The sequence below is a fragment of the Actinophytocola sp. genome (assembly GCF_045807065.1).
Classification (GTDB): domain Bacteria; phylum Actinomycetota; class Actinomycetes; order Mycobacteriales; family Pseudonocardiaceae; genus Actinophytocola.
The window spans coordinates 1-18,123 of sequence record NZ_JBJMIE010000196.1 but is presented as its reverse complement, the minus strand read 5'-3'; the positions used below and the strand labels follow the sequence as shown (position 1 = coordinate 18,123).

The 18,123-nt window shown below is 70.0% G+C and carries 22 protein-coding genes and 2 pseudogenes; 9 read left to right on the top strand and 15 right to left on the bottom strand.

Annotated elements, in window-relative coordinates; translation table 11 throughout:
* Positions 1 to 30: 30 nt before the first annotated feature.
* A pseudogene (locus tag ACJ73U_RS11400) lies at positions 31 to 237 on the top strand (formyltransferase family protein); the annotation flags it as partial.
* 18 nt (positions 238 to 255) lie between these two features.
* Positions 256 to 1,203 (top strand): isopenicillin N synthase family dioxygenase, encoded by a 948-nt coding sequence (locus ACJ73U_RS11395; RefSeq protein WP_407777539.1) that lies wholly within the window; start codon positions 256 to 258, stop codon positions 1,201 to 1,203.
* Between the two features lie 82 nt (positions 1,204 to 1,285).
* Here the strand turns inward: ACJ73U_RS11395 and ACJ73U_RS11390 are convergent, their stop codons facing one another.
* The 5 genes from ACJ73U_RS11390 to ACJ73U_RS11370 form a co-directional block, all read right to left on the bottom strand.
* On the bottom strand, positions 1,286 to 2,137 hold the full coding sequence (locus tag ACJ73U_RS11390; RefSeq protein WP_407777538.1) for an SCO6745 family protein: 852 nt from the start codon (positions 2,135 to 2,137) through the stop codon (positions 1,286 to 1,288).
* Positions 2,138 to 2,620: 483 nt separating this feature from the next.
* Complete coding sequence (locus tag ACJ73U_RS11385; RefSeq protein WP_407777537.1) at positions 2,621 to 3,166, bottom strand: YbaK/EbsC family protein; 546 nt, start codon at positions 3,164 to 3,166, stop codon at positions 2,621 to 2,623.
* Positions 3,160 to 3,453 (bottom strand): DUF2516 family protein, encoded by a 294-nt coding sequence (locus tag ACJ73U_RS11380; protein WP_407777536.1) that lies wholly within the window; start codon positions 3,451 to 3,453, stop codon positions 3,160 to 3,162. The genes ACJ73U_RS11385 and ACJ73U_RS11380 overlap by 7 nt, the downstream gene beginning before the upstream one ends.
* Before the next feature lie 128 nt (positions 3,454 to 3,581).
* Positions 3,582 to 4,259 (bottom strand): hypothetical protein, encoded by a 678-nt coding sequence (locus tag ACJ73U_RS11375; RefSeq protein WP_407777535.1) that lies wholly within the window; start codon positions 4,257 to 4,259, stop codon positions 3,582 to 3,584.
* Positions 4,260 to 4,267: 8 nt separating this feature from the next.
* Positions 4,268 to 4,660: a helix-turn-helix domain-containing protein gene (locus ACJ73U_RS11370; protein ID WP_407777534.1), complete on the bottom strand. Its 393-nt coding sequence runs from the start codon at positions 4,658 to 4,660 to the stop codon at positions 4,268 to 4,270.
* A 121-nt stretch (positions 4,661 to 4,781) separates the two neighbouring features.
* On the opposite strand from ACJ73U_RS11370, the gene ACJ73U_RS11365 reads away from it, so the two are divergent.
* A complete protein-coding gene (locus ACJ73U_RS11365) occupies positions 4,782 to 5,000 on the top strand; it encodes a hypothetical protein (protein ID WP_407777533.1) in 219 nt (72 codons plus the stop codon).
* Here the strand turns inward: ACJ73U_RS11365 and ACJ73U_RS11360 are convergent.
* The 3 genes from ACJ73U_RS11360 to ACJ73U_RS11350 form a co-directional block, all read right to left on the bottom strand.
* The gene (locus ACJ73U_RS11360; protein WP_407777540.1) at positions 4,984 to 5,616 is read right to left on the bottom strand and encodes an AAA family ATPase; all 633 of its coding nucleotides are present in this window, start codon (positions 5,614 to 5,616) and stop codon (positions 4,984 to 4,986) included. The two genes, ACJ73U_RS11365 and ACJ73U_RS11360, sit on opposite strands and share 17 nt — an antisense overlap.
* A 21-nt stretch (positions 5,617 to 5,637) precedes the next feature.
* Positions 5,638 to 5,964 (bottom strand): zf-TFIIB domain-containing protein, encoded by a 327-nt coding sequence (locus ACJ73U_RS11355; RefSeq protein ID WP_407777532.1) that lies wholly within the window; start codon positions 5,962 to 5,964, stop codon positions 5,638 to 5,640.
* A 220-nt stretch (positions 5,965 to 6,184) separates the two neighbouring features.
* Positions 6,185 to 6,361, bottom strand: coding sequence for a hypothetical protein (locus ACJ73U_RS11350; RefSeq protein ID WP_407777531.1), 177 nt, complete (start codon positions 6,359 to 6,361; stop codon positions 6,185 to 6,187).
* A 21-nt stretch (positions 6,362 to 6,382) separates the two neighbouring features.
* On the opposite strand from ACJ73U_RS11350, the gene ACJ73U_RS11345 reads away from it, so the two are divergent.
* Together ACJ73U_RS11345 and ACJ73U_RS11340 are read left to right on the top strand one after the other, a co-directional pair.
* Complete coding sequence (locus tag ACJ73U_RS11345; protein ID WP_407777530.1) at positions 6,383 to 7,285, top strand: MFS transporter; 903 nt, start codon at positions 6,383 to 6,385, stop codon at positions 7,283 to 7,285.
* Positions 7,286 to 7,415: 130 nt separating this feature from the next.
* A pseudogene (locus tag ACJ73U_RS11340) lies at positions 7,416 to 8,123 on the top strand (hypothetical protein).
* Positions 8,124 to 8,267: 144 nt separating this feature from the next.
* On the opposite strand, the gene ACJ73U_RS11335 reads toward ACJ73U_RS11340, so the two are convergent.
* Positions 8,268 to 8,699 carry a GlcG/HbpS family heme-binding protein gene (locus tag ACJ73U_RS11335; RefSeq protein WP_407777529.1) on the bottom strand — a complete coding sequence of 144 codons (432 nt, stop codon included), beginning with the start codon at positions 8,697 to 8,699 and terminating at the stop codon, positions 8,268 to 8,270.
* A 93-nt stretch (positions 8,700 to 8,792) separates the two neighbouring features.
* Here ACJ73U_RS11335 and ACJ73U_RS11330 point away from each other — a divergent pair, with 93 nt between their 5' ends.
* Entirely contained in the window at positions 8,793 to 9,230 is a 438-nt protein-coding gene (locus ACJ73U_RS11330) for a MarR family winged helix-turn-helix transcriptional regulator (protein WP_407777528.1), read from the top strand.
* Between the two features lie 190 nt (positions 9,231 to 9,420).
* Here ACJ73U_RS11330 and ACJ73U_RS11325 read toward each other — a convergent pair whose 3' ends face one another.
* From ACJ73U_RS11325 to ACJ73U_RS11315, 3 genes are all read right to left on the bottom strand, one after another.
* A complete protein-coding gene (locus ACJ73U_RS11325; protein WP_407777527.1) occupies positions 9,421 to 11,721 on the bottom strand; it encodes an ABC transporter permease in 2,301 nt (766 codons plus the stop codon).
* A gap of 20 nt (positions 11,722 to 11,741) precedes the next feature.
* Entirely contained in the window at positions 11,742 to 12,419 is a 678-nt protein-coding gene (locus ACJ73U_RS11320) for an ABC transporter ATP-binding protein (RefSeq protein WP_407777526.1), read from the bottom strand.
* Positions 12,420 to 12,489: 70 nt separating this feature from the next.
* Positions 12,490 to 13,014: a PadR family transcriptional regulator gene (locus ACJ73U_RS11315; protein WP_407777525.1), complete on the bottom strand. Its 525-nt coding sequence runs from the start codon at positions 13,012 to 13,014 to the stop codon at positions 12,490 to 12,492.
* Between the two features lie 97 nt (positions 13,015 to 13,111).
* Between ACJ73U_RS11315 and ACJ73U_RS11310 the strand changes: the two genes are divergently transcribed.
* Positions 13,112 to 13,582 carry a CGNR zinc finger domain-containing protein gene (locus ACJ73U_RS11310; protein ID WP_407777524.1) on the top strand — a complete coding sequence of 157 codons (471 nt, stop codon included), beginning with the start codon at positions 13,112 to 13,114 and terminating at the stop codon, positions 13,580 to 13,582.
* On the opposite strand, the gene ACJ73U_RS11305 is transcribed toward ACJ73U_RS11310, so the two are convergent.
* A complete protein-coding gene (locus ACJ73U_RS11305) occupies positions 13,547 to 14,809 on the bottom strand; it encodes a DUF445 domain-containing protein (protein WP_407777523.1) in 1,263 nt (420 codons plus the stop codon). The two genes, ACJ73U_RS11310 and ACJ73U_RS11305, sit on opposite strands and share 36 nt — an antisense overlap.
* A 38-nt stretch (positions 14,810 to 14,847) precedes the next feature.
* On the opposite strand from ACJ73U_RS11305, the gene ACJ73U_RS11300 reads away from it, so the two are divergent.
* Positions 14,848 to 16,008: a pyridoxal phosphate-dependent aminotransferase gene (locus tag ACJ73U_RS11300; RefSeq protein ID WP_407777522.1), complete on the top strand. Its 1,161-nt coding sequence runs from the start codon at positions 14,848 to 14,850 to the stop codon at positions 16,006 to 16,008.
* 103 nt (positions 16,009 to 16,111) lie between these two features.
* Here the strand turns inward: ACJ73U_RS11300 and ACJ73U_RS11295 are convergent, their stop codons facing one another.
* Positions 16,112 to 16,291 (bottom strand): hypothetical protein, encoded by a 180-nt coding sequence (locus ACJ73U_RS11295; RefSeq protein WP_407777521.1) that lies wholly within the window; start codon positions 16,289 to 16,291, stop codon positions 16,112 to 16,114.
* Complete coding sequence (locus ACJ73U_RS11290) at positions 16,288 to 16,812, bottom strand: RNA polymerase sigma factor (RefSeq protein ID WP_407777520.1); 525 nt, start codon at positions 16,810 to 16,812, stop codon at positions 16,288 to 16,290. The genes ACJ73U_RS11295 and ACJ73U_RS11290 overlap by 4 nt, the downstream gene beginning before the upstream one ends.
* A gap of 262 nt (positions 16,813 to 17,074) precedes the next feature.
* On the opposite strand from ACJ73U_RS11290, the gene ACJ73U_RS11285 reads away from it, so the two are divergent.
* Positions 17,075 to 17,869 (top strand): hypothetical protein, encoded by a 795-nt coding sequence (locus ACJ73U_RS11285; RefSeq protein WP_407777519.1) that lies wholly within the window; start codon positions 17,075 to 17,077, stop codon positions 17,867 to 17,869.
* Positions 17,870 to 18,123 lie beyond the last annotated feature (254 nt).

Genomic DNA, 18,123 nt, shown 5'->3' with positions numbered 1-18,123 from the left:
CACAATTACAAAACACGACGCTAAAACCATATCGGCCCGACGTGCCACTACGTCACCGCGGAGCTGGACGCCGGCCCGATCGTCGAGCAGGACGTGATCCGCGTCGGCCACGCCGACACGATCCTCGACATGGTCCGCAAGGGGCGCGACATCGAGAAGATCGTGCTCGCGCGGGGGCTGCGCTGGCACCTGGAGAACCGGATCCTGGTGCACGGCAACAAGACCGTGGTGTTCTGACCCCGAGCGGAGCTGACCTTGACCCTCCCGGTCGTCGACCTGCGTGAACCGGACGTGCCCGCGCGGATCGAGCGGGCGTGCACGTCCACCGGCTTCTTCTACGTTGCCGGACACGGAGTTTCCGCCGCACTCCGGTCCTCTTTGGACGCCGCGGCGCGGGACTTCTTCGCCCTGCCGGACACCGTCAAGCGCGAGGTCGAGATGGCGCACGGCGGGCGGGCGTGGCGGGGCTGGTTCCCGGTGGGCGGAGAGCTGACGTCCGGCGAGGCGGACCTCAAGGAGGGCCTGTACTTCGGCACGGAGCTGCCCGCCGGGCACCCGCTTCCGTTGCACGGCCCCAACCTGTTCCCCCGGCAGGTGCCCGCGCTGCGGCCGCTGGTGCTGGCGTACCTCGACGAGCTGACGCGCGTGGCGCAGGAGGTCCTGCGTGGCGTCGCGCTGAGCCTGGATCTGGCGCCCGACTACTTCGCCGCCGGCTACACGGCCAACCCGACCGTGTTGTTCCGGATCTTCCACTACCCACCGGCGGACGGTCCCGGATGGGGCGTCGGCGAGCACACCGACTACGGGTTGTTGACGTTGCTGTTGCAGGACGACAACGGCGGCCTGCAGGTGCACACGCCGGCCGGGTGGGTGGACGCACCGCCGCTGCCGGACACGTTCGTGTGCAACATCGGCGACATGCTGGAACGGCTGACCAAAGGGTGGTATCGGTCCACACCGCACCGGGTGCGCAACACCTCGGGGCGGGACCGGTTGTCGTTCCCGTTCTTCTTCGACCCGGACTTCTCCTCGACGGTGCCACCGCTGCCGTCGCGTGCGGCGTTCGCGCCCGACGGGAGACGCCGTTGGGACGGGATGTCACCGCTCGCGTTCGAGGGCACCTACGGGGAGTACCTGACCGCGAAGGTGGCCAGGGTGTTCCCGCAACTGCGTGCTGAACTGGAGCAACCTCCGGGCCGGTAGCGACGTCTGACTACCGGGGACCTGTGAGAGCCAAATGGCGAGGGCGGGGAGTCTTCTTCGGAGGGGCTCCCCGCCCGCCCAGTTACCGGCCCATGCCGAGGGTGCTCCGCATCGGCAGCAGACCGCTGCTCACGAGGGCCATGGTCACCGGCATGACCAGCTGCGCCAGCCGGCCGACCTTCTCCGCGCCCAGCTGCCGGTAGGCGGGCGCGGCGAGTTCGTCGGTGGTCCGCTCGACCTCGTCGCGGCCGGCCTCGCCGACGGGGGTGGCGGTGCCGTCGGTGTTCATCCAGCCCCGCTCGACGAGCCTGCGCTGGGCGTCGGCCCACTGCTCGCCCGACCACCCCCGGCTCTCGAACACCTCGACGGGCGCGGCACCGACCGCCGCGAAGGAGACGAGCGCCTCGGTCGGGTCCAGCCCGGCGGTGAGCAGCGCGGCGACGTGCCCGTCACCGCGGGTCTCGCGCAGGATCGTGGCGGCGTGCCAGAGGACGAGGTGCGGATCGGTGGGCCAGGGCAGGTCGGCATTGGCGGCCCCCAGCGGGCGCCCGGCGGTGCCCGTGGTCTCGGCGAGCCGCCTGGCGAGGTCGGCCGCCTCGGTGACGTCGTGGTCGCCGGCGAGCCGCCGGAGCGCTTCACCCACGCCGGCGAGCCGCGCCTCCAGGACGTCCCGCGGCGTGGTGATCCGCCACGCGGCGGGGACGTGCGCACGGACCATGGCGGGGTTGAAGCTGTAGAAGGCGGCGGACACCAGCTCGGGTCCGGCCGCGCCGAGGGGCGCCGCTCTCAGCGGGAAGTAGCTGGGCCAGCGTGTCTCGACATCGAAGCCGAGCTTCTTCGACCGGTCGAACACCTCCGGCGCGTAGTACACGATCGCGTGAACGGGCTCGAGCAGCTTCCACATCTGCCGAACCATGCCCAACTCGATGCTCATCTCGGACCTCCCAGTCTTGTCACTGACAAGATAGTCCCAGAAGTTACCACTGGCAAGATCACGGCGTGGGGAAATGTCGGTCCAGCGCGGTAGCGTGGAAATCGGGGGACCCCCGGGCTGCACGACTGGGACTTTCGTGCAGGAGCGCAGGTCAGGGGGATGATGCGGAGCAGGCTGGAGCAGATACGAAGTTTCGCGACCAGGGCACGTTCACGGAGCCGACCAGCGGGGATCGCGACGGCTTCCGGGCCGGCATCGCAGGGGCAGAGAGCCTGGCCGGGGCAGATACGGTCCGCAGCCAGAGCGCGTCATGGAACCGACCAGCGAACGCTTCCGGGCCGGCGTCGAGGCGACGGAGAGCCTGGCACGGCTCTGCTCTAGTACTACAGGGACAGAACTTGCGGCGATTCTCGCGAGAGCAGCCAACGGCCGCGACTGGGACCAGCGCCTCCGCGACGGCGAAGTTGATCTAGTCCTGTAGCACTAGCGGCTCAGGTCCTCGACCACCTCGGCGTTCGGGAGTGTGGCCAGCGTCGGGCCCGCGATGAGCAGCTTGCTCGCCCGGATCCCGCTGCCGATGACCAGCTCCGGCGCGGCGGCCACGGCCGGGTCGATCAGCAGCGGCCACTCCGCCGGCAGGCCGAGCGGTGTGATGCCGCCGTACGCCATGCCCGTCAGTTCCACCGCCGTGTCCATCGGCGCGAACGACGCCTTGCGGACGTCCAGCCGCTTGCGGACCACGCCGTTCACGTCCGCGCGGGTGGTGGCCAGCACCAGGCACGCGGCGAAGCGTTCCTCCCCCGCGCGCCTGCCCGCCACGACGACGCAGTTGGCGGACGCGGACAGCGGCGAACCGTACGTCTCGCAGAAGGCCGCGGTGTCGGCCAGGTCCGGGTCGATCGCGGCGACGCCGACGTCCCCGGCGCCCGGCAGGACGGCCAGGGCCTTGGCGACGGGGATGGCGAGCAGCTCGGGGTGTTCGACGGCCGGCTCGACGGTCAGCGAGCCCGCGATGCTCCAGGTCACCATCTGTTACCGCGCTGTACCTCGATCAGTCGAGGCCGCACGTCGACGATGTACACGAGCGTGGCGACCAGGCCCGCGATCCAGAACATCCAGCCGATGCCGGCCAGTCCGAACAGGACAAGCGCGATGGTGCCGCCCGCGGTGATGCCCAGCCACGCCGGCTTGGTCATCCGGTCGATCGCCGTGTACGCGTCCGGACGCTGCAGCAACGCGTGGATGAACGCGTAGACCCCGACGGGGACTCCGCACCACTTGATGATCACGAGAATCGTCAGCGCTTCTGCCGGCACCGCACCAGGGTACGTGCGGACCCGGCGGTGTGACCAGCGGGACCGGGCATATCACGCACACCGCCCCCACCGCTCGAAAAGGCGGTGGGGGCGGTGCACTGTGCGGACATCCTCGTCCGCGAACGGGCTCAGTTCGTGGTCGGCTTGGTCGCGCCGTTGGTCTTGCGGGTGGTCGGCGCGGGCTTGCGCGGAGTCGTCCTGCTGGCGGTCTTGCGAGCCGTGTTCCGCACCTCCTCCGCCACCTCGGCACCCGCCTGCTCGACGGTCAGCGCGGTGTCCTCGGCCACCTGCTCGATCCGGCTGGCGGTCTTCTCCCCGGCCACACGGGTACGGCGGGTCACCTTCGCGAGGACCTCCTCGGCCAGCTCGCGGGCGTCGCCGGCCACGTCGCCGACGCGGTGCTGCAGCGTGGCGATGGCCTCCTCCAGCTGGTCGATGGTCCGGTGGACCTGCGGCTGGGTCTTCAGCTTGGTCAGCGTGTCCTCACCCTGGCCGGCCAGCTTCTGGTACAGCTTCTGCGCGGCCACGGTGTACTCGTCGACGAGCTTGCGCAGCTCGGCCGGGTCGACCTTCTCCCGAAGGCCGGCCAGGTCCGTGGGCACCGACTCCCTGGCGGTCGTGGCGCCCTCGTTGACCTTGGTGCGGGCCTTGCTCACGGCGTCGATCACGGCCTGCGTGGCCAGGTCACCGGCGCCCAGCGCGGCGAGCAGCGGCGTGCGCACGCTCTCCGCGGCGGTGTTGAGCACGGCCACGGCCTGCTCGCGGGCCTTGCGGACGTCCTCGGTACTCGGCAGCAATGCTGGCATTTCTTCACTCACTCCTTGTTCTCAGGCTCATGGGTGGCGTTCTCGCGGCGGAAGGACTCGTACACGTCGAGCAGCACCTGCTTCTGACGTTCTGTGAGCGTCGTGTCCGCACGCACCGCGTCCACCACTGGTCCGCCCTGTGGCAGGTCGAGAATCCCGGCCTGTACGTAGAGCGCCTCGGCCGAGATCCGCAGACCTCTGGCGATCTGCTGCAGGATCTCCGCGCTCGGCTTGCGCAGACCCCGCTCGATCTGGCTGAGGTACGGGTTGGACACCCCGGCGAGCTTCGAGAGCTGGCGCAACGAGATCTTCGCGTTGTTGCGCTGCTGCTTGATGTACTCGCCGATGTCCCGCCCGAGGTCGGCGACCTTCTCGATCGGGTTCTCGTTCAACCCGGCCACCTCCTCGTGACTCCTTCGACGGTACGCGCAAGTGCTAGCAGTTGCAAGCGCACTGCTTGCAACGTGCACGGGGTCACATCGAGGACGGGAACCGACCTGTGTGCTCCCTACCGTCGTCCGCATGAGCGAGGTCAACGAGAACCAACCCCCGGGTACCCCCACGTGGCTGGACCTCCGCGTGCCTGAGGTGGCCGCGGCCAAGGACTACTACGGCCACGTGTTCGGCTGGACGTTCCTCGAGGACGAACTGGACACCAGGTGCTTGCTGCGCGGCCTGCCGGTGGCGGGCATCCTCCACGACCCGTTCGGCGTGGAGCTGTCGATCATCGCTCGCGCGTAGTCGGCAGGAGGGGGCGGATCCAGGCCTCGATCACGTCCGCGGTCTCGTCGGCCGAGCGGGTGGTCGTGTCCAGCAGGGTCATGGGTGGGTCCGTGCGTGCGGTGCGGACCCACTCGGCGAACTCGAGCATCTCGTCGATGCGGGCCCCGTCCCAGCCACGCCAGGCCGGGCGAGCCCGCAAACGCTTGCGCAGGACGTCGTCGGCGCAGGTCAGCGCCAGGTAGTGGATCGGGTCGAACAGAGCGCGCTCTGGCCAGCACTCGAACTGCGGTGGCGCGACCGTCCCGCACAGCACCACCGGCCGGCCGGACTGCTGGATGCTCGCCGCGAGCCGCAGCCAGGTCTGGCGGAACGCGGCCGAGTCGCCGGACGGGTCACGCAGGGCGCCCACCCACAGCAGGTCCTGCTCGACCACGACGCACGCGTCGGCCAGGCGGTCGACCAGCACCCGCCCGACCGTCGACTTGCCGGTGCCGCTCGGTCCGGTCACCGCGAACAGCGGCAGGCGCCGGTACGGCTCCCGGTGCTCGCAGACGGCACACACGAGCACCGTGCCGGCGTCGGCCGCCTCGACCAGCGGCTCGTCGGTCCAGCGCCCACAACCCGCGCAGATCATCGGGTTCATGGCCGCCACACGTCAGTCGAACAGCCCTTCGAGGAAGCTCTTGCGCCGCCGCTGGCCGTGCCCACCGTGGTAGCCACGCGGCGAGTCCTGGTAACCGCGGGGCGAGTCCCGGTAGCCGCGAGGCGAGTCGCCGTATCTGGCCCCGGGCGGTGGCGGGGCGGCGTAACCACCCCCTTGGTACGGCGGCGGCGCGGCGGCCGCGAACCGCTGCTCGGCCTGCAGGATCGTCTCCAACTCCCCACGGTCGAGAAAGATCCCGCGACACCCGTCGCACTGGTCGATGTGGATGCCTTGGCGATCCACGGTACGCATCGTGTTCTGACACTTCGGGCAAATCACCCTGCCAACCCTAGCGAGGTTTCCTGAGAAACGCCCAAATGTGTCGTAAGCCGGCACTGAGAGCGGCCGTGGTATGCCTCCCGAGCAGGTCTTGCCGTCCCTGGCGGTCGCTCAGGGATCGGGGCTGTCCTGGATGGCAGAGTCGGGGCATGGTCGCGTTGCTTGTGGCGCTCGGGGTGGACAACTTCGGCTCCGGGCTCTTCCTGCCGCTGACGATCGTCTACGCCACGCGCGTTGTCGGGTTGCCGCTGGGCGTAGCCGGGGTGGCCGTCACCGTCGGCACCATGGTCGGGTTGCTCGTGCCGCCGCTCGCCGGGCGGTTCGTCGACCGGGTCGGGGCGCGGCCGGTCGTGATCGCGTCGCAGGTCCTGCAGGCGCTCGGCACGGTGGTGTTCACCGGCGCTGGTGGGTGTCGGCGGTGGTGGTGGCGGTCTGCCTGCTCGCGGCCGGGCAGCAGCTCTTCTACAGCTCGCTGTTCGCCCTCATCTCGGATGTGGTCGGGGCTCGGGAGAAGGACCACCCCTTCGCCGTGGTGGGGATGGTGCGCGGCGCCTGCTTCGGCGTCGGCGGCCTCTTCGCCGCCTGGTTGCTCACAATGGACGCGCTGCGGCTTGCTGTTCTGCTCGACGCGGTCAGTTTTGTTGCCTGTGCGCTTGTTCTGTGGTTTTTCGTGCGGGTGCCGCATGTTCCGGTGGTCGCGGACGGGGACGTGGTCGGGAAGGTCTCCCGGCGGTTTCTTCTGCTGATTGCCGTTACCGGGCTGGTGGCGCTCGCGATCGACTTCTTCCTTGTCGGGGTTCCCGTTTATGTCCTCGACATCGGGGCGCCCACGTGGTTGCCGGGTGTTCTGCTCGCACTGAACACGGCAGTGAGCAGTACATGTGGGACGCTGGCGGTGCGCGTTACCCGCCAGCTACCGCGCACTACGACCCTCGCACTTGCCGGGTGGTTGCTGGTGCTGTGGTGTGGCTTGTGTTTCTTCGCTTCCGTGCTGCCTGTCGGGTGGCGGGTCGCATGGCTGTTGGGGTCCGCGCTCGTGCTCGCGGCCGGTGGGGTGCTCTTCGGCGCTCGGGTGAACGCACTCGCGGTCGCGCTGTCACCGGCGGTCGCGCGGGGGCGGCACCTTGCGGCTTTTCAGTACGCCTTCACCGTTCCCGGGGTGTTGGCACCCGCCGTTGTCGCCTTGTTCACCGTTGGGAACTGGGCGCCCTGGACGGTGGTCGCCGTGTGCGCTGGGAGCGGGGCGGTCGCTTTTCGGGCGTTTGGTGCTCGCTTGCCCGCGGACGTGGTCAAGCCAGGCAACGTTTCGGCACGGCACTGAACTTCGGCGACAGCCTGAAGGTGGATTCCCCGCTACGCAACCCGACTCGGTACCGAGTCGGGTTGCGTAGCGGGCAGGCAGTGGCCGAGCGCATCCTGTTCGTGAGCTTACGGTAGTTGATGCCGACGGGATGACGCCGAACGGTTCGTTGATCGACGAGATCGTCCGGGAGGGGGCGCGGTGGATGCTGGCCGCCGCCCTGGAGGCCGAGGTGAACGCCGAGCTGGCCGAGCTGGCCGAGGTCCGCGACGAGCACGGCCAGCGCCTGGTGGTCTGTAACGGCCATCGCGCCGAGCGCACCATGACCACCAGTGCCGGCCCGGTGCGGTCAAGGCGCCGCGAGTGAACGACAAGCGGGTCGACGAGGACACGGGTGAGCGCAAGCGGTTCGCCTCGGCGATTCTCCACGGCCGGGCTGTCGTCGGCCACCGTGACCCGGCTGAGCGTGCAGTGGCAGGACGACCACAAGGCGTTCCAGTCCCGGGACTTGCCGAAGACCGATTTCGTCTACATGTGGGCCGACGGCGTTCACCTGAAGGTCCGCCTGGACGAGGCGAAGGCCTGCTGGCGTTCTACGACTACCCGGCCGAGCACTGGGTGCATCTGCGCACCACAAATCCGATCGAATCCACCTTCTCCACGGTCCGGTTGCGCACCAAGGGTCACCCGCGGCGCCGGGTCCCGGGCCGTCGCGCCGGCCATGACGTTCAAGCTCATCGAGCCCGCCCAGGAACGCTGGCGGGCCGTCAACGCGCCCCATCTGATCGCCCTGGTCCGCGCCGGAGCCCGTTTCGAGCGCGGCGTCCTGGTCGAACGCGAGGAGTTCACTGCCGCCTGACGCCTCCCGGCCCGGCAACAGCGGCGTTCCAGACCACGCACCCGCCGTATTCGGTCGCGAGGACCCAGCCCAGGTCCTGAGGGCGGCCCCACCGTGAGCGATATGAGGCCCGGTCATCGTGCGGGTGTCATGCGATTGGTGATGTCATACCGCTTCGGGACGTGCTGCATCCCCCGGTGCGAGGCCGAGTGCGACATCGACGCACTCGTCGTCCTGCTGGGGCGTGCTGCCGCTGACGGCGACGGCCCCGATGACGGCGTCGCCGCGTCGGATCACGCGGGCGCCGGCGCCTGCGACGATCGGCGTCCCGGCGATCTGGGAGAGCTGGGCGAAGACGGTCGACCAGGTTTGCTGGAGCTTGATGAGGTCGGCGCCGTCGCGGCCCAGCAGGGCGACGCTCGTCGCTTTTTCCGGGGCGACGCGCGCGGACAGCGGCGGTGCGCCGTCCATGCGGTCCATGAGGCGGAGGTGGCCGCCTTCGTCGGCGATCGCGACCGACAGCCGGGCACCGATCGCGGTCGCGTGCTGCTGGATGCGGGTGCTGAGGTCTCGGGCTTCCTGCTGGGTGAGCGGCATAATCTGCTCCAATTACTTGGATGAACCAACCTTGGATGGACCAAGAGTAGCGCGAATCGTGGGACGAGCCAAGGGATTGGCTAGACTGTCGTCATGGAGGTGGAGGCGCAGGAGGCGCCGGCCCGGCTGCGCGGCAAGCCGAGCTGGCTGATCAGCAAGACGTCGGCGCGCACACACCGGCTCATCGCGGAGGCGATGACGGCTGTCGGCGCACACGCCTACCACTTCGCGATCCTCGCCGCACTCGACGAGTTCGGACCGCAGAGCCAGGCACGGATCGGCCAGCGCTGCGGCATCGACCAGAGCGACATGCACGCGATGCTCGCCGAGCTCGCCGAGCAGAGGCACATCCAGCGCGCGCCAGACCCGGACGACCGGCGGCGGAACCTCATCACACTGACAGCGGCCGGGCGGCGGCGGATGGTCGCATTGGACACCGCAGTGTCCGGCGTCCAAAACGACGTGTTCGGCGTGTTGTCCGATGAGGAGCGCAGGCTGTTGGTCGACATGCTCACGCGCGTGATCGGCTGATCAAGCACACCGCGTCGCGTGGGCCGCGACCCGATCGCCGCTGCCCGGGCTCACTTCGGTCGCCCGTCCGCTACTACAAGGGACGACCCACGATCCTCGCCGATTGACCCACAGCACTCGGCGAGGGTCGCGCACCATCGCGGCCCTCCCCAAACCCCGCATCCGATCCACAGGATTTGACAATTGCTCGTTATTCCGTGCGGAGGGTTGTCAGGCGGGTTGCGCTGTTCAGGAATGGGAGTGTCAGGGCGCTTACCAGGAGGCTCAGTGCTATGGCGCCCGCGCACAGTAGGGAGACGCCCGGCCAGTCTATGGACAGGGTTTCTCCTGTCAGGCGGACCATCAGGGCTGCCAGGCCTATTCCTGTGATCAGTGCCATGGCTACGCCCAGCACGATTGGCAGCGCTACCTGCCACAGCAGGGATCTGGCCAGTACTGCTTTCGGGACGCCGGTTGCCGCCAGTACCGCCAGGGCGCGGCGGCGTTCTCTGACGTGTTCCAGTGCCAGTACCAGCAGGCTGACGCCTGCCAGCATCAGTGTGAAGACCGAGCCCGCGTACAGGCCTGTGCGGATGGACTGGTAAGTCTGTTGGGACGCGTTCAGATCCGGTGCGGTGCCGTAGGAGAAGACGTAGGTCCGCCAGCGGTAGTCGGCCACCGCGTTGCGGATTTGTTCTAGTTGGTCGCTTGTGACGTTGTGGTTCACCAGGGCTATTACCGTTGTCAGGTCTTTCAGGGACACGGTTTTCAGTGCGCCTGGGGTTACGTAGATCGAGCTGTACAGAGCCGAGTTCTTGGGTAGCGACATTTTCTGGATGGTGGACGGGAGTGTCCAGTGGCCGCTTACCTCGTAGTTCGGTTGGGCGTGGGAACCGGCGGCGGGGCCGGGGTCGAACTCGCGGAACTCCAGGGCTGTGCCCGCGGGTGGCACTGGGCCCTGTTCGTCTGTTTCGAAGACGTCGCCGTCCTTGCACGTCTTTACACCGCCCAGTTCCTTCAGGGCCGTGCAGTCCAGTACGGCCAGGCCGAACGCGTTGCCGTCGCGCACGCCCTCTTCGAACGCCGCGGTGGTCTGGACCGTGTGGGCCGAGCGGACGCCCTCCGCGCCGGCCAGGTCTTGTCGGATCTCCTTGGCGAGGCCCGAGGCTGACGTCGCCTCCACCACTCCGGACATGGTCTCCGGCTCGGCGGACAGGCCCCTGTCGCCGTCCATGGTCAGGAGGAGGGTCTGCATCGTGATCATGCCGGCCAGCACCAGGGCGACGCCGCCGACCACGCGGGCGGCGGTGCCGCTGTCCAGTTGGAGCCTGCGGACCGCCAGCACCCAGGACGGTGGGCCGCCCCTGATGTGGTTCGCCAGACGTTCCAGCAGCCACGGCAGTAGGGCCAGCATGCCGACCAGCAGCAGCGTCGCGCCGGTCACCACCGCCGCGACCCAGGTGTTCGAGTTCCTCGGCGCACCCAACTGTGTGGTCAACAGCAGCACGCCGAACACCACTGCCGTGAAGCGCCACCACGTGTGCCTGCGGATCGGTTTGCTCTGCCGGACGACGCCCAGCGGTTCGATGATCGTGCGCCGCAGCGCGAACAACGCGGTCAGCACGGACAGCGCCGGGACCAGCAGCAGCACGATCGCCGCCAGCACCGGGTTCGGGACCACGTCCGACGTGTACGCGCGCTGGCCGAACAGCTCGATGTCGTCCGCGTACTGGCGGGCCACGGCGAAGACCGCCGCGCCCGCCGCCATGCCGATGGCCGCGCTCACCAGGGACTCCGCGGCCGCTATGCGGCGGACCTGCCAGGAGCCCGCGCCCACCAGGCGCAGCGCCGACAGCCTGCGGTCGCGCTCCGCGCCGGCGATGCGGCTCGCCGTGGAGACGAACGTGAACACCGGCAGCAGCAGCACCACCGCGCCGACCAGCAGCAGGGTCAGCATCTTCGGGTCCAGGTCGTGGTTCGGAGGCGGCTGGTCGAACCCGTACACCGGTTGCGCGGACTCCGTGTCCGCCAGCGTGTGGTCCGCACCGACCCACGCCACCAGGTCGCCCGGCTGGAGGACCAGGCCCTTGTCGAGCACGCCGACGACCCGGTCCGGGAACCTCGGGCGCAGCAGCCTGCCCGCGTCCGACCGCAGCAGCTCGACCAGTGCCGGCGAGGCGTACATCTCACCCGGCCTCGGCAGGCTCGCCATTGCCTTCGGCTTCGGCGAGTCCGCCGCGGTGGGCCAGACGTAGGAGATCCGCACGCGGTCGTCGCGGAAGTCGGTCGCGGCGTACGAGAAGTACGTCGGCGCCACCCCGGCCACGGGTTTCTCGCTCGGGAGCTCCGCGGCGGCGCGTTGGCCGTGGTTGTCGGACATCGTGCCGACCGATGCTGCGACCAGCAGCACCGCGGTGGCGATGGCGATGCCCAGCGCACTGAGCGCGAGCCTCGCCGCGGAGGTCCGGCCACCCCCGACTGCCAGCCGGACCCCCACGGCGAGATCACTCACCCACCCTCGGACCGCCGTGTTCACGCGAACTCGACCTGCCTCGTGTGGCCGTCGCGCACGATGACCTCGCGGTCGGAGTAGGCGGCGACCCGTGCCTCGTGCGTCACCAGGACCACGGCGGCGCCGGTGTCCTTCGCGGCGCCGGTGAGCAGGCGCATGACGTGCTCGCCGTTCAGCGAGTCCAGCGCGCCGGTCGGCTCGTCGGCGAACACCGCCTTCGGACTGGTGACCAGCGCGCGGGCGACCGCCACCCGCTGGCCCTGGCCGCCGGACGCCTCGCCGGGGCGCTTGTCCGCGACGTCGGCGACCTCCAGGCGGTCGAGCCACTCGCGTGCCCTGGCCTCGGCCGCGCGCCTGCGCAGCCCGTCGAGACGCAGCGGCAGGGCGACGTTCTCGAGGCAGGTCAGCTCCGGGACGAGTTGGCCGAACTGGAAGACGAAGCCGAAGTCGGTGCGGCGCAACGCACTGCGTGGCCCGTCCGCCATGGTGGACAGCTCGCGGCCGGCGTAGGTGACCGAGCCGGCGTCCGGCTGGATGATGCCGGCCAGGCAGTGCAGCAGCGTCGACTTGCCGGACCCGGAGGGACCCATCACGGCGACGACCTCGCCGGGACGGACGGACATCGACGCGCCGTCGAGCGCGGTGGTGGGCCCGAAGGACTTGACGAGGTCGGTGGCGACCAGCAGCGGCGCGGTCATGCCGGCCGCCAGGTGTGCTTGGCGCAGGGGGAAGTCATGGTTGTTCCTCGCGGAGGTTCGGATGGGGCGATCAGGCGGTGACCCGCTTGCGTAACTCCGTCAGGCGCGCGGCGGTCAGCTCCAGCCAGCGCAGGTCGGCCTCGAGGTGGAACAGCGCGTGGTCGCAGATCAGCTGGTCGGCCAGGTCGCCGGTGGACTTGCGTGCCGTCAGCTCACGCATGGCACGCAGGTGCGCGTGGCGCTGCGTGTCGAGCACGTCCTCGGCGTCACGTTCGGACATCAACGCGATGATGACCTTGGTGTACAGCGTGCTCTGCATGTACAGCTCGGGCTTCTCCGGCGTGCCGAGCCACTTCTCGACGTCGGTCACACCCTCGGCGGTGACCGCGTACCGCTTGCGGTCCGGACCGCCGCCCTGCTCGACGCCCATCTCCTCGACGAGGCCGTTCTTCAGCAGGCGCGACAGCGTGGCGTAGACCTGGCCGTAGTGCAGCGGCCGGTCCTGCCCGAAGTGCTCGTCGTACTCCCGTTTGAGGTCGTAGCCGTGTCGCGGCCCGCGCTCCAGGAGGCCCAGCAGGGTGTGCCCGATTGACATGGCGACGACTATACACATGAGGTATACGTGCGTTCTATACACCTCGTGAATAGGGCCTGGGCCTGGTGAAAACCAGCGTTGGGCCTACAGTGGTCACGTGAGCGACGCGGACCTGGTGGTCGACTTCCTCAACACCGTCGACCACGACGCACGCACCGATGTCCTCGACGACCCCGGGACCTGGGAGGCGTGGCTGGCCACACGCGAGCTGGCCGACGGCCCGGACGCCCGGGCCGTGCGCACCGCGCTGCGGGCCGCGGTCGGGGACCCGGTGGCGCCCACCGCCGCCTCGGCGACCGTGACCGTCGAGCTGGCCGGCGACACGCCGCGGCTGGTCGCGACCGACGTCACCGGCGCGGTGCTCGCGGCGGCCGCGCGGCTCGCCGTCCGGGGCGAGTGGAAGCGCGTGAAGATCTGCCCGGCCGACGACTGCCGCTGGGCCTTCTACGACCACTCCCGCAACCACTCCCGCACCTGGTGCTCCATGCAGGTGTGCGGCAACCGGGAGAAGGCGCGGACGTGGCGGCGCCGCTCAGAGGACCAGCTGCGCGACCGTGTAGATCAGTAGGCCGGCCAGCGAGCCGACGACCGTGCCGTTGATCCGGATGAACTGCAGGTCGCGGCCCACCTGCAGCTCGATCTTGCGGGACGTCTCCTCGGCGTCCCAGCGCTGCACGGTGTCGGTGATCAGCGTGGTGATCTCGTCGCGGTAGTTGAGCACGACGTACGCGGCCGCGCCCTCGAGCCAGCTGTCCACCTTCTCCCGCAGCGCGTCGTCGTCGCTGAGCCGCCGGCCCAGCGTGATGAGGCCCTCGCGGACGCGTTTGCGCAGCTCGCTGGACGGGTCCTCGGCCGCGTCCAGCAGCAGCCGCTTGGCTGTCGACCAGGTCGAGCCGATCACGTTCTGCACCGCGGGGTGCTCAAGGACCTGGTGCTTCACGACCTCGGCGCGCTCCATCGTCGCCGGGTCGGTCTGCATGTCGGACGCGAACTCGGCCAGGAACTTGTCGATGGCGAGGCGCATCGGGTGGTCCGCGTCCGTCTTGACGTTCCACGTGAACGACAGCACCTCGCCGTACACCTTGTCCGCGACCATCGCGTCGACGAACCTGGGCGACCAGGTGGGCGCGCGGTCCGACACGACGCGGAGCACGGCCGAGTGGTTGTCCTTCACCCACTCGTAGGCGCGGTCGCACATGAGGTCGACGAGCTTGTGGTGCGTCCCGTCCTCGAACACGCCGGCCATCAGCTTGCCCAGCGGTGGCCCCCACGGCACCGCCACCACGCGCTTGACCACCGCCTGCTCCATGACCTCCTGGACGTCCTCGTCCCGGAGCACGGCGACCACGCCGCGGATCACCGTCGCCAGTTCGGCGGTCACCCGTTCGGCGTTCGCCGGCTCGGCGACCCAGCCACCGAGCCGGGACGCGACGCCGACCCGCCGCAGCCGCTCGCGCACGACCTGCTCGGACAGGAAGTTGGCGCCGACGAACTCGCCGAGGCTGTCGCCGATGGCGTCCTTGCGGGTGGGGATGATCGCGGTGTGCGGGATCGGGAGGCCGAGCGGATGTCGGAACAGCGCGGTGACGGCGAACCAGTCGGCGAGCGCGCCGACCATGCCCGCCTCGGCCGCGGCCCGCACGTAGCCGGTCCACACCGGCTCACCCGGCCACAGGGACATGACCACGAAGACCACGGCGGCCCCGACCAGGAACGACAGGGCCACCAGCTTCATCCTGCGCAGGGCGCGCTTCTTCTCCGCCTCCCGGGGGATGGGAGCACCGACCTCACTCATTTGCCGCACGACACCATTGTCCGTGAGGATGACGAACCGTGCGTCGTCCTGTGCTCGTGCCCCGCCTGACCCCGTTCACGTCGACGATCTTCGCGGAGATGACCGCGCTCGCGACCAGGACCGGGGCGGTGAACCTCGGTCAGGGCTTTCCGGACACGGACGGCCCCGCCGGCATGCTCGAGGCGGCGCAACGGGCGATCGCGGACGGCGTGAACCAGTACCCGCCCGGGCCGGGCCGCCCGGAGCTGCGCGCGGCCATCGCGGCGCAGCGGGCGGCCTACGGCGTCCAGTTCGACCCGGACACCGAGGTGCTGGTGACCGTCGGGGCGACCGAGGCCATCGCGTCCGCCCTGCTCGCGCTGGTCGACGCCGGTGACGAGGTGATCCTGTTCGAGCCGTACTACGACTCGTACGCGGCCTCGGTGGCGCTGGCCGGGGCCACCAGGAAGGTCGTCTCGCTGGTGGACGGCGAGCGGTTCTCGGTCGACCTGGACGCGGTGCGCGCGGCGATCACCCCGAAGACGCGGGCCATCCTCGTGAACTCGCCGCACAACCCGACCGGCACCGTGTTCACGCGCGAGGAGCTGGCGGGCATCGCCGCGCTGTGCGTCGAGCACGACCTCATCGCCATCACCGACGAGGTGTACGAGTCGATAACCTACGACGGGGTGCCCCACATCCCGTTGTGCACGTTCCCGGCGATGGCCGAGCGGACGGTCACGATCTCCAGTGCCGGGAAGATGTTCAACTGCACCGGCTGGAAGATCGGCTGGGTGTGCGCGCCCGCGCCGCTGGTGGCGGCCGTGCGCGCGGCGAAGCAGTTCCTGACGGTCGTGGGTGGCGCGCCGTTCCAGCCGGCGGTGGCCTACGCGCTGGCGCACGAGTCCGCGTGGGTCTCCCGGCTCGGCGCCGACCTCGCGGTGAAGCGGGACCGGCTGTCGGCGGGGCTCGCCGAGGCGGGGTTCGGGGTGCGGCGGAGCTACGGGACGTACTTCGTGTGCGCGGACGTGCGGCCCCTCGGATTCGCCGACGGCGCCGAGCTGTGCTGGCAGCTGCCGGAGCGGATCGGGGTGGCCGCGGTGCCGGTCCAGGTGTTCACGGACAACCCGGACCGGTGGCGGCACATCGTGCGGTTCGCGTTCTGCAAGAAGGACGAGGTGCTCGACGAGGCCATCGAGCGGCTGCACAAGCTGACCTAGCCCGTTTCCGGCACCTGATCGAGTTTTGGCTGATCACGAGCTTGAGCCGGAGCAGCATCCCGATCATCGCCGCAGGTCAGCGGCCCATGTGCCGAATACCGGCCTAGCCGGGGATGAGCCAGGCCGCGTCCAGCGTCGGGGTCGGGAGGCGGGGTTCGCGGCCGGTCAGGCGCAGGCCGGCGGCCAGGGCGTCCGCGAGGACGGTCGGCGGGACCGGGTCGGCGCGGCGCAGCAGGGTGGCCAGTGCGTTCAGTAGTCGTAGGTCGGCCGCGATGTACCTCATTCGGTGTCGCCTTCCAGGAGCGCCAGCTTGTGGCGTAGTTGGTCCAGGCAGCGGGCCCTGGTGCGGCCGAGGCTGGTGACCTTCAGCCCGAGGGCCCTGCTGACCTGCACGTACGTCAGGTCGGGGGCGTGCGCGAGCAGGCTGAGCAGGTTTCGGCAGCGCAGGGACAACCGCCCGAATGCCGTCCACAGCAGTTCTTCCTCGTGCGTCCGGCAGATGTCGGCGGCCGGGATCTCCAGAACCTCGGTGGGCACCTCTCGGCGGCCCTGGAGTTTGACGCGTAGGCACTCGCGGCGTGTGGTCGTCGCCAGCCAGGCCGGCAGCCGGTCCGGTCTGCGCAGCCTGGGGAGGTGCTCGGCCAGGGCCGCCCACGTGTGCTGGGACACGTCGGCCGCGTCGGCGCCGCGCAGCCGGTGCGCCCTCGTCACGGCCCAGACGATGGCCGCGTGTCGGTGCACCAGCTCCTGCCAGGCCGCCTCGTCGCCGGTGCTGGCGCGGGTGATCAGCTCGGTCGTCAGCATGCGGGTGTGACGGCCGGCGGCCGCGATCGGACCCGCCGGACGCCCGAATTGGGTAGGACCGCCGATGCCCTCCGGAATGCGTTACGAGCGGTGATCAACATTGGCCCGTATGGCCGATACGGTGCGCTTTTGCCGTCTTTCCGGGTGGAATCCCCGCCGCTAAGGTGCCATTGTCGGTGGTGTGCTGGATAGTGTGCACGTGCATGTCGGCGCGGAGCGTTCGTGTCGACTGATTCGGCGTTGACGAACGGTGGTGGTCGCGGTGGAGCCTTCCCGCCTGCTGCGCCGCGCGCTGCTCGTCGCCGCGGTCGCCGTGGCCGGCTGGCTGCTCAGCGCCGTGTTCGCCGGGGCCGCGAGCGCGGACGAGCTTTCCGATGACGGCACCCAGGCGTACCGGCCGAGCGGGTTGCTCGACGACCTGGTCGGCGGGGTGACCGACGTGGTCGGCGGCATGACCGACATGGTCGGCGGCATGACGGACCGGGTCCCCGGCGTCACCGAGGCGCTGGTCCACACGCCCTTCGACATGCTGCCGCCCATCCCGGAACAGCCGCAGAACCCCGTCGACGACTTCCAGTCGATACTGCCCGGCTCGGCGTCGGGCAGTGCCAGCACCGACCGCAACGACGCCGCGCCGGCGCGTGCCGTCGAGATCGTGGTCGCACCGGCTGTCGCGGTGCCCGCCACGCCGGCCCCGGTCGCCCCGATCCCGGTCGCACCGCCGAAGCCACCAGCACCCGCGCGGACGCCGGCCGGCACGGTGCCCGCCACGCCGGCCGCACCTCCTGCCACCACCGCGGGCACCGGCGGTCCCGACACCGAGCACGCGGGCAGAGGCAGCCCCGAACCGGACCCGGTCAAGACGCCTTCCGCGCCGGGCAGCTCCGGCACCACGGTATCCACCGCACACGACAACACCGGCGGCGCTCGCGGCACTCATGGCGTGCTGCCCGCGCAGGCCATCCTGCACCCGGCCGACGCCGGTTTCACCTCGCGCAGCCTCGCCGTCGACGGCGCCGGCCGCGCCGCCGGTCTGCCGGCCTCCTCGCCCGACTGAACGGGCACGCGACAGCGGACACGTCTGTCCACAATCGACCTGCTCGACGTTTGACGTGGGCCAACCGGTCTAACCCACTGGTCTCAACGCTCCAGCCGCGCACCAGCCGAACACCTCAACAGCTACCCGACCTGCCGACCGCGCCCGGTCAGGTCGGGACCTGGCCCCGGCGCCGCGATGCCCCCGGGGCGCCGGGGCTCCTCCTCTGGGAGCTCGTCCGTTGTTCTGAAGTTGGTGGTGTTGGGAATGAGTGT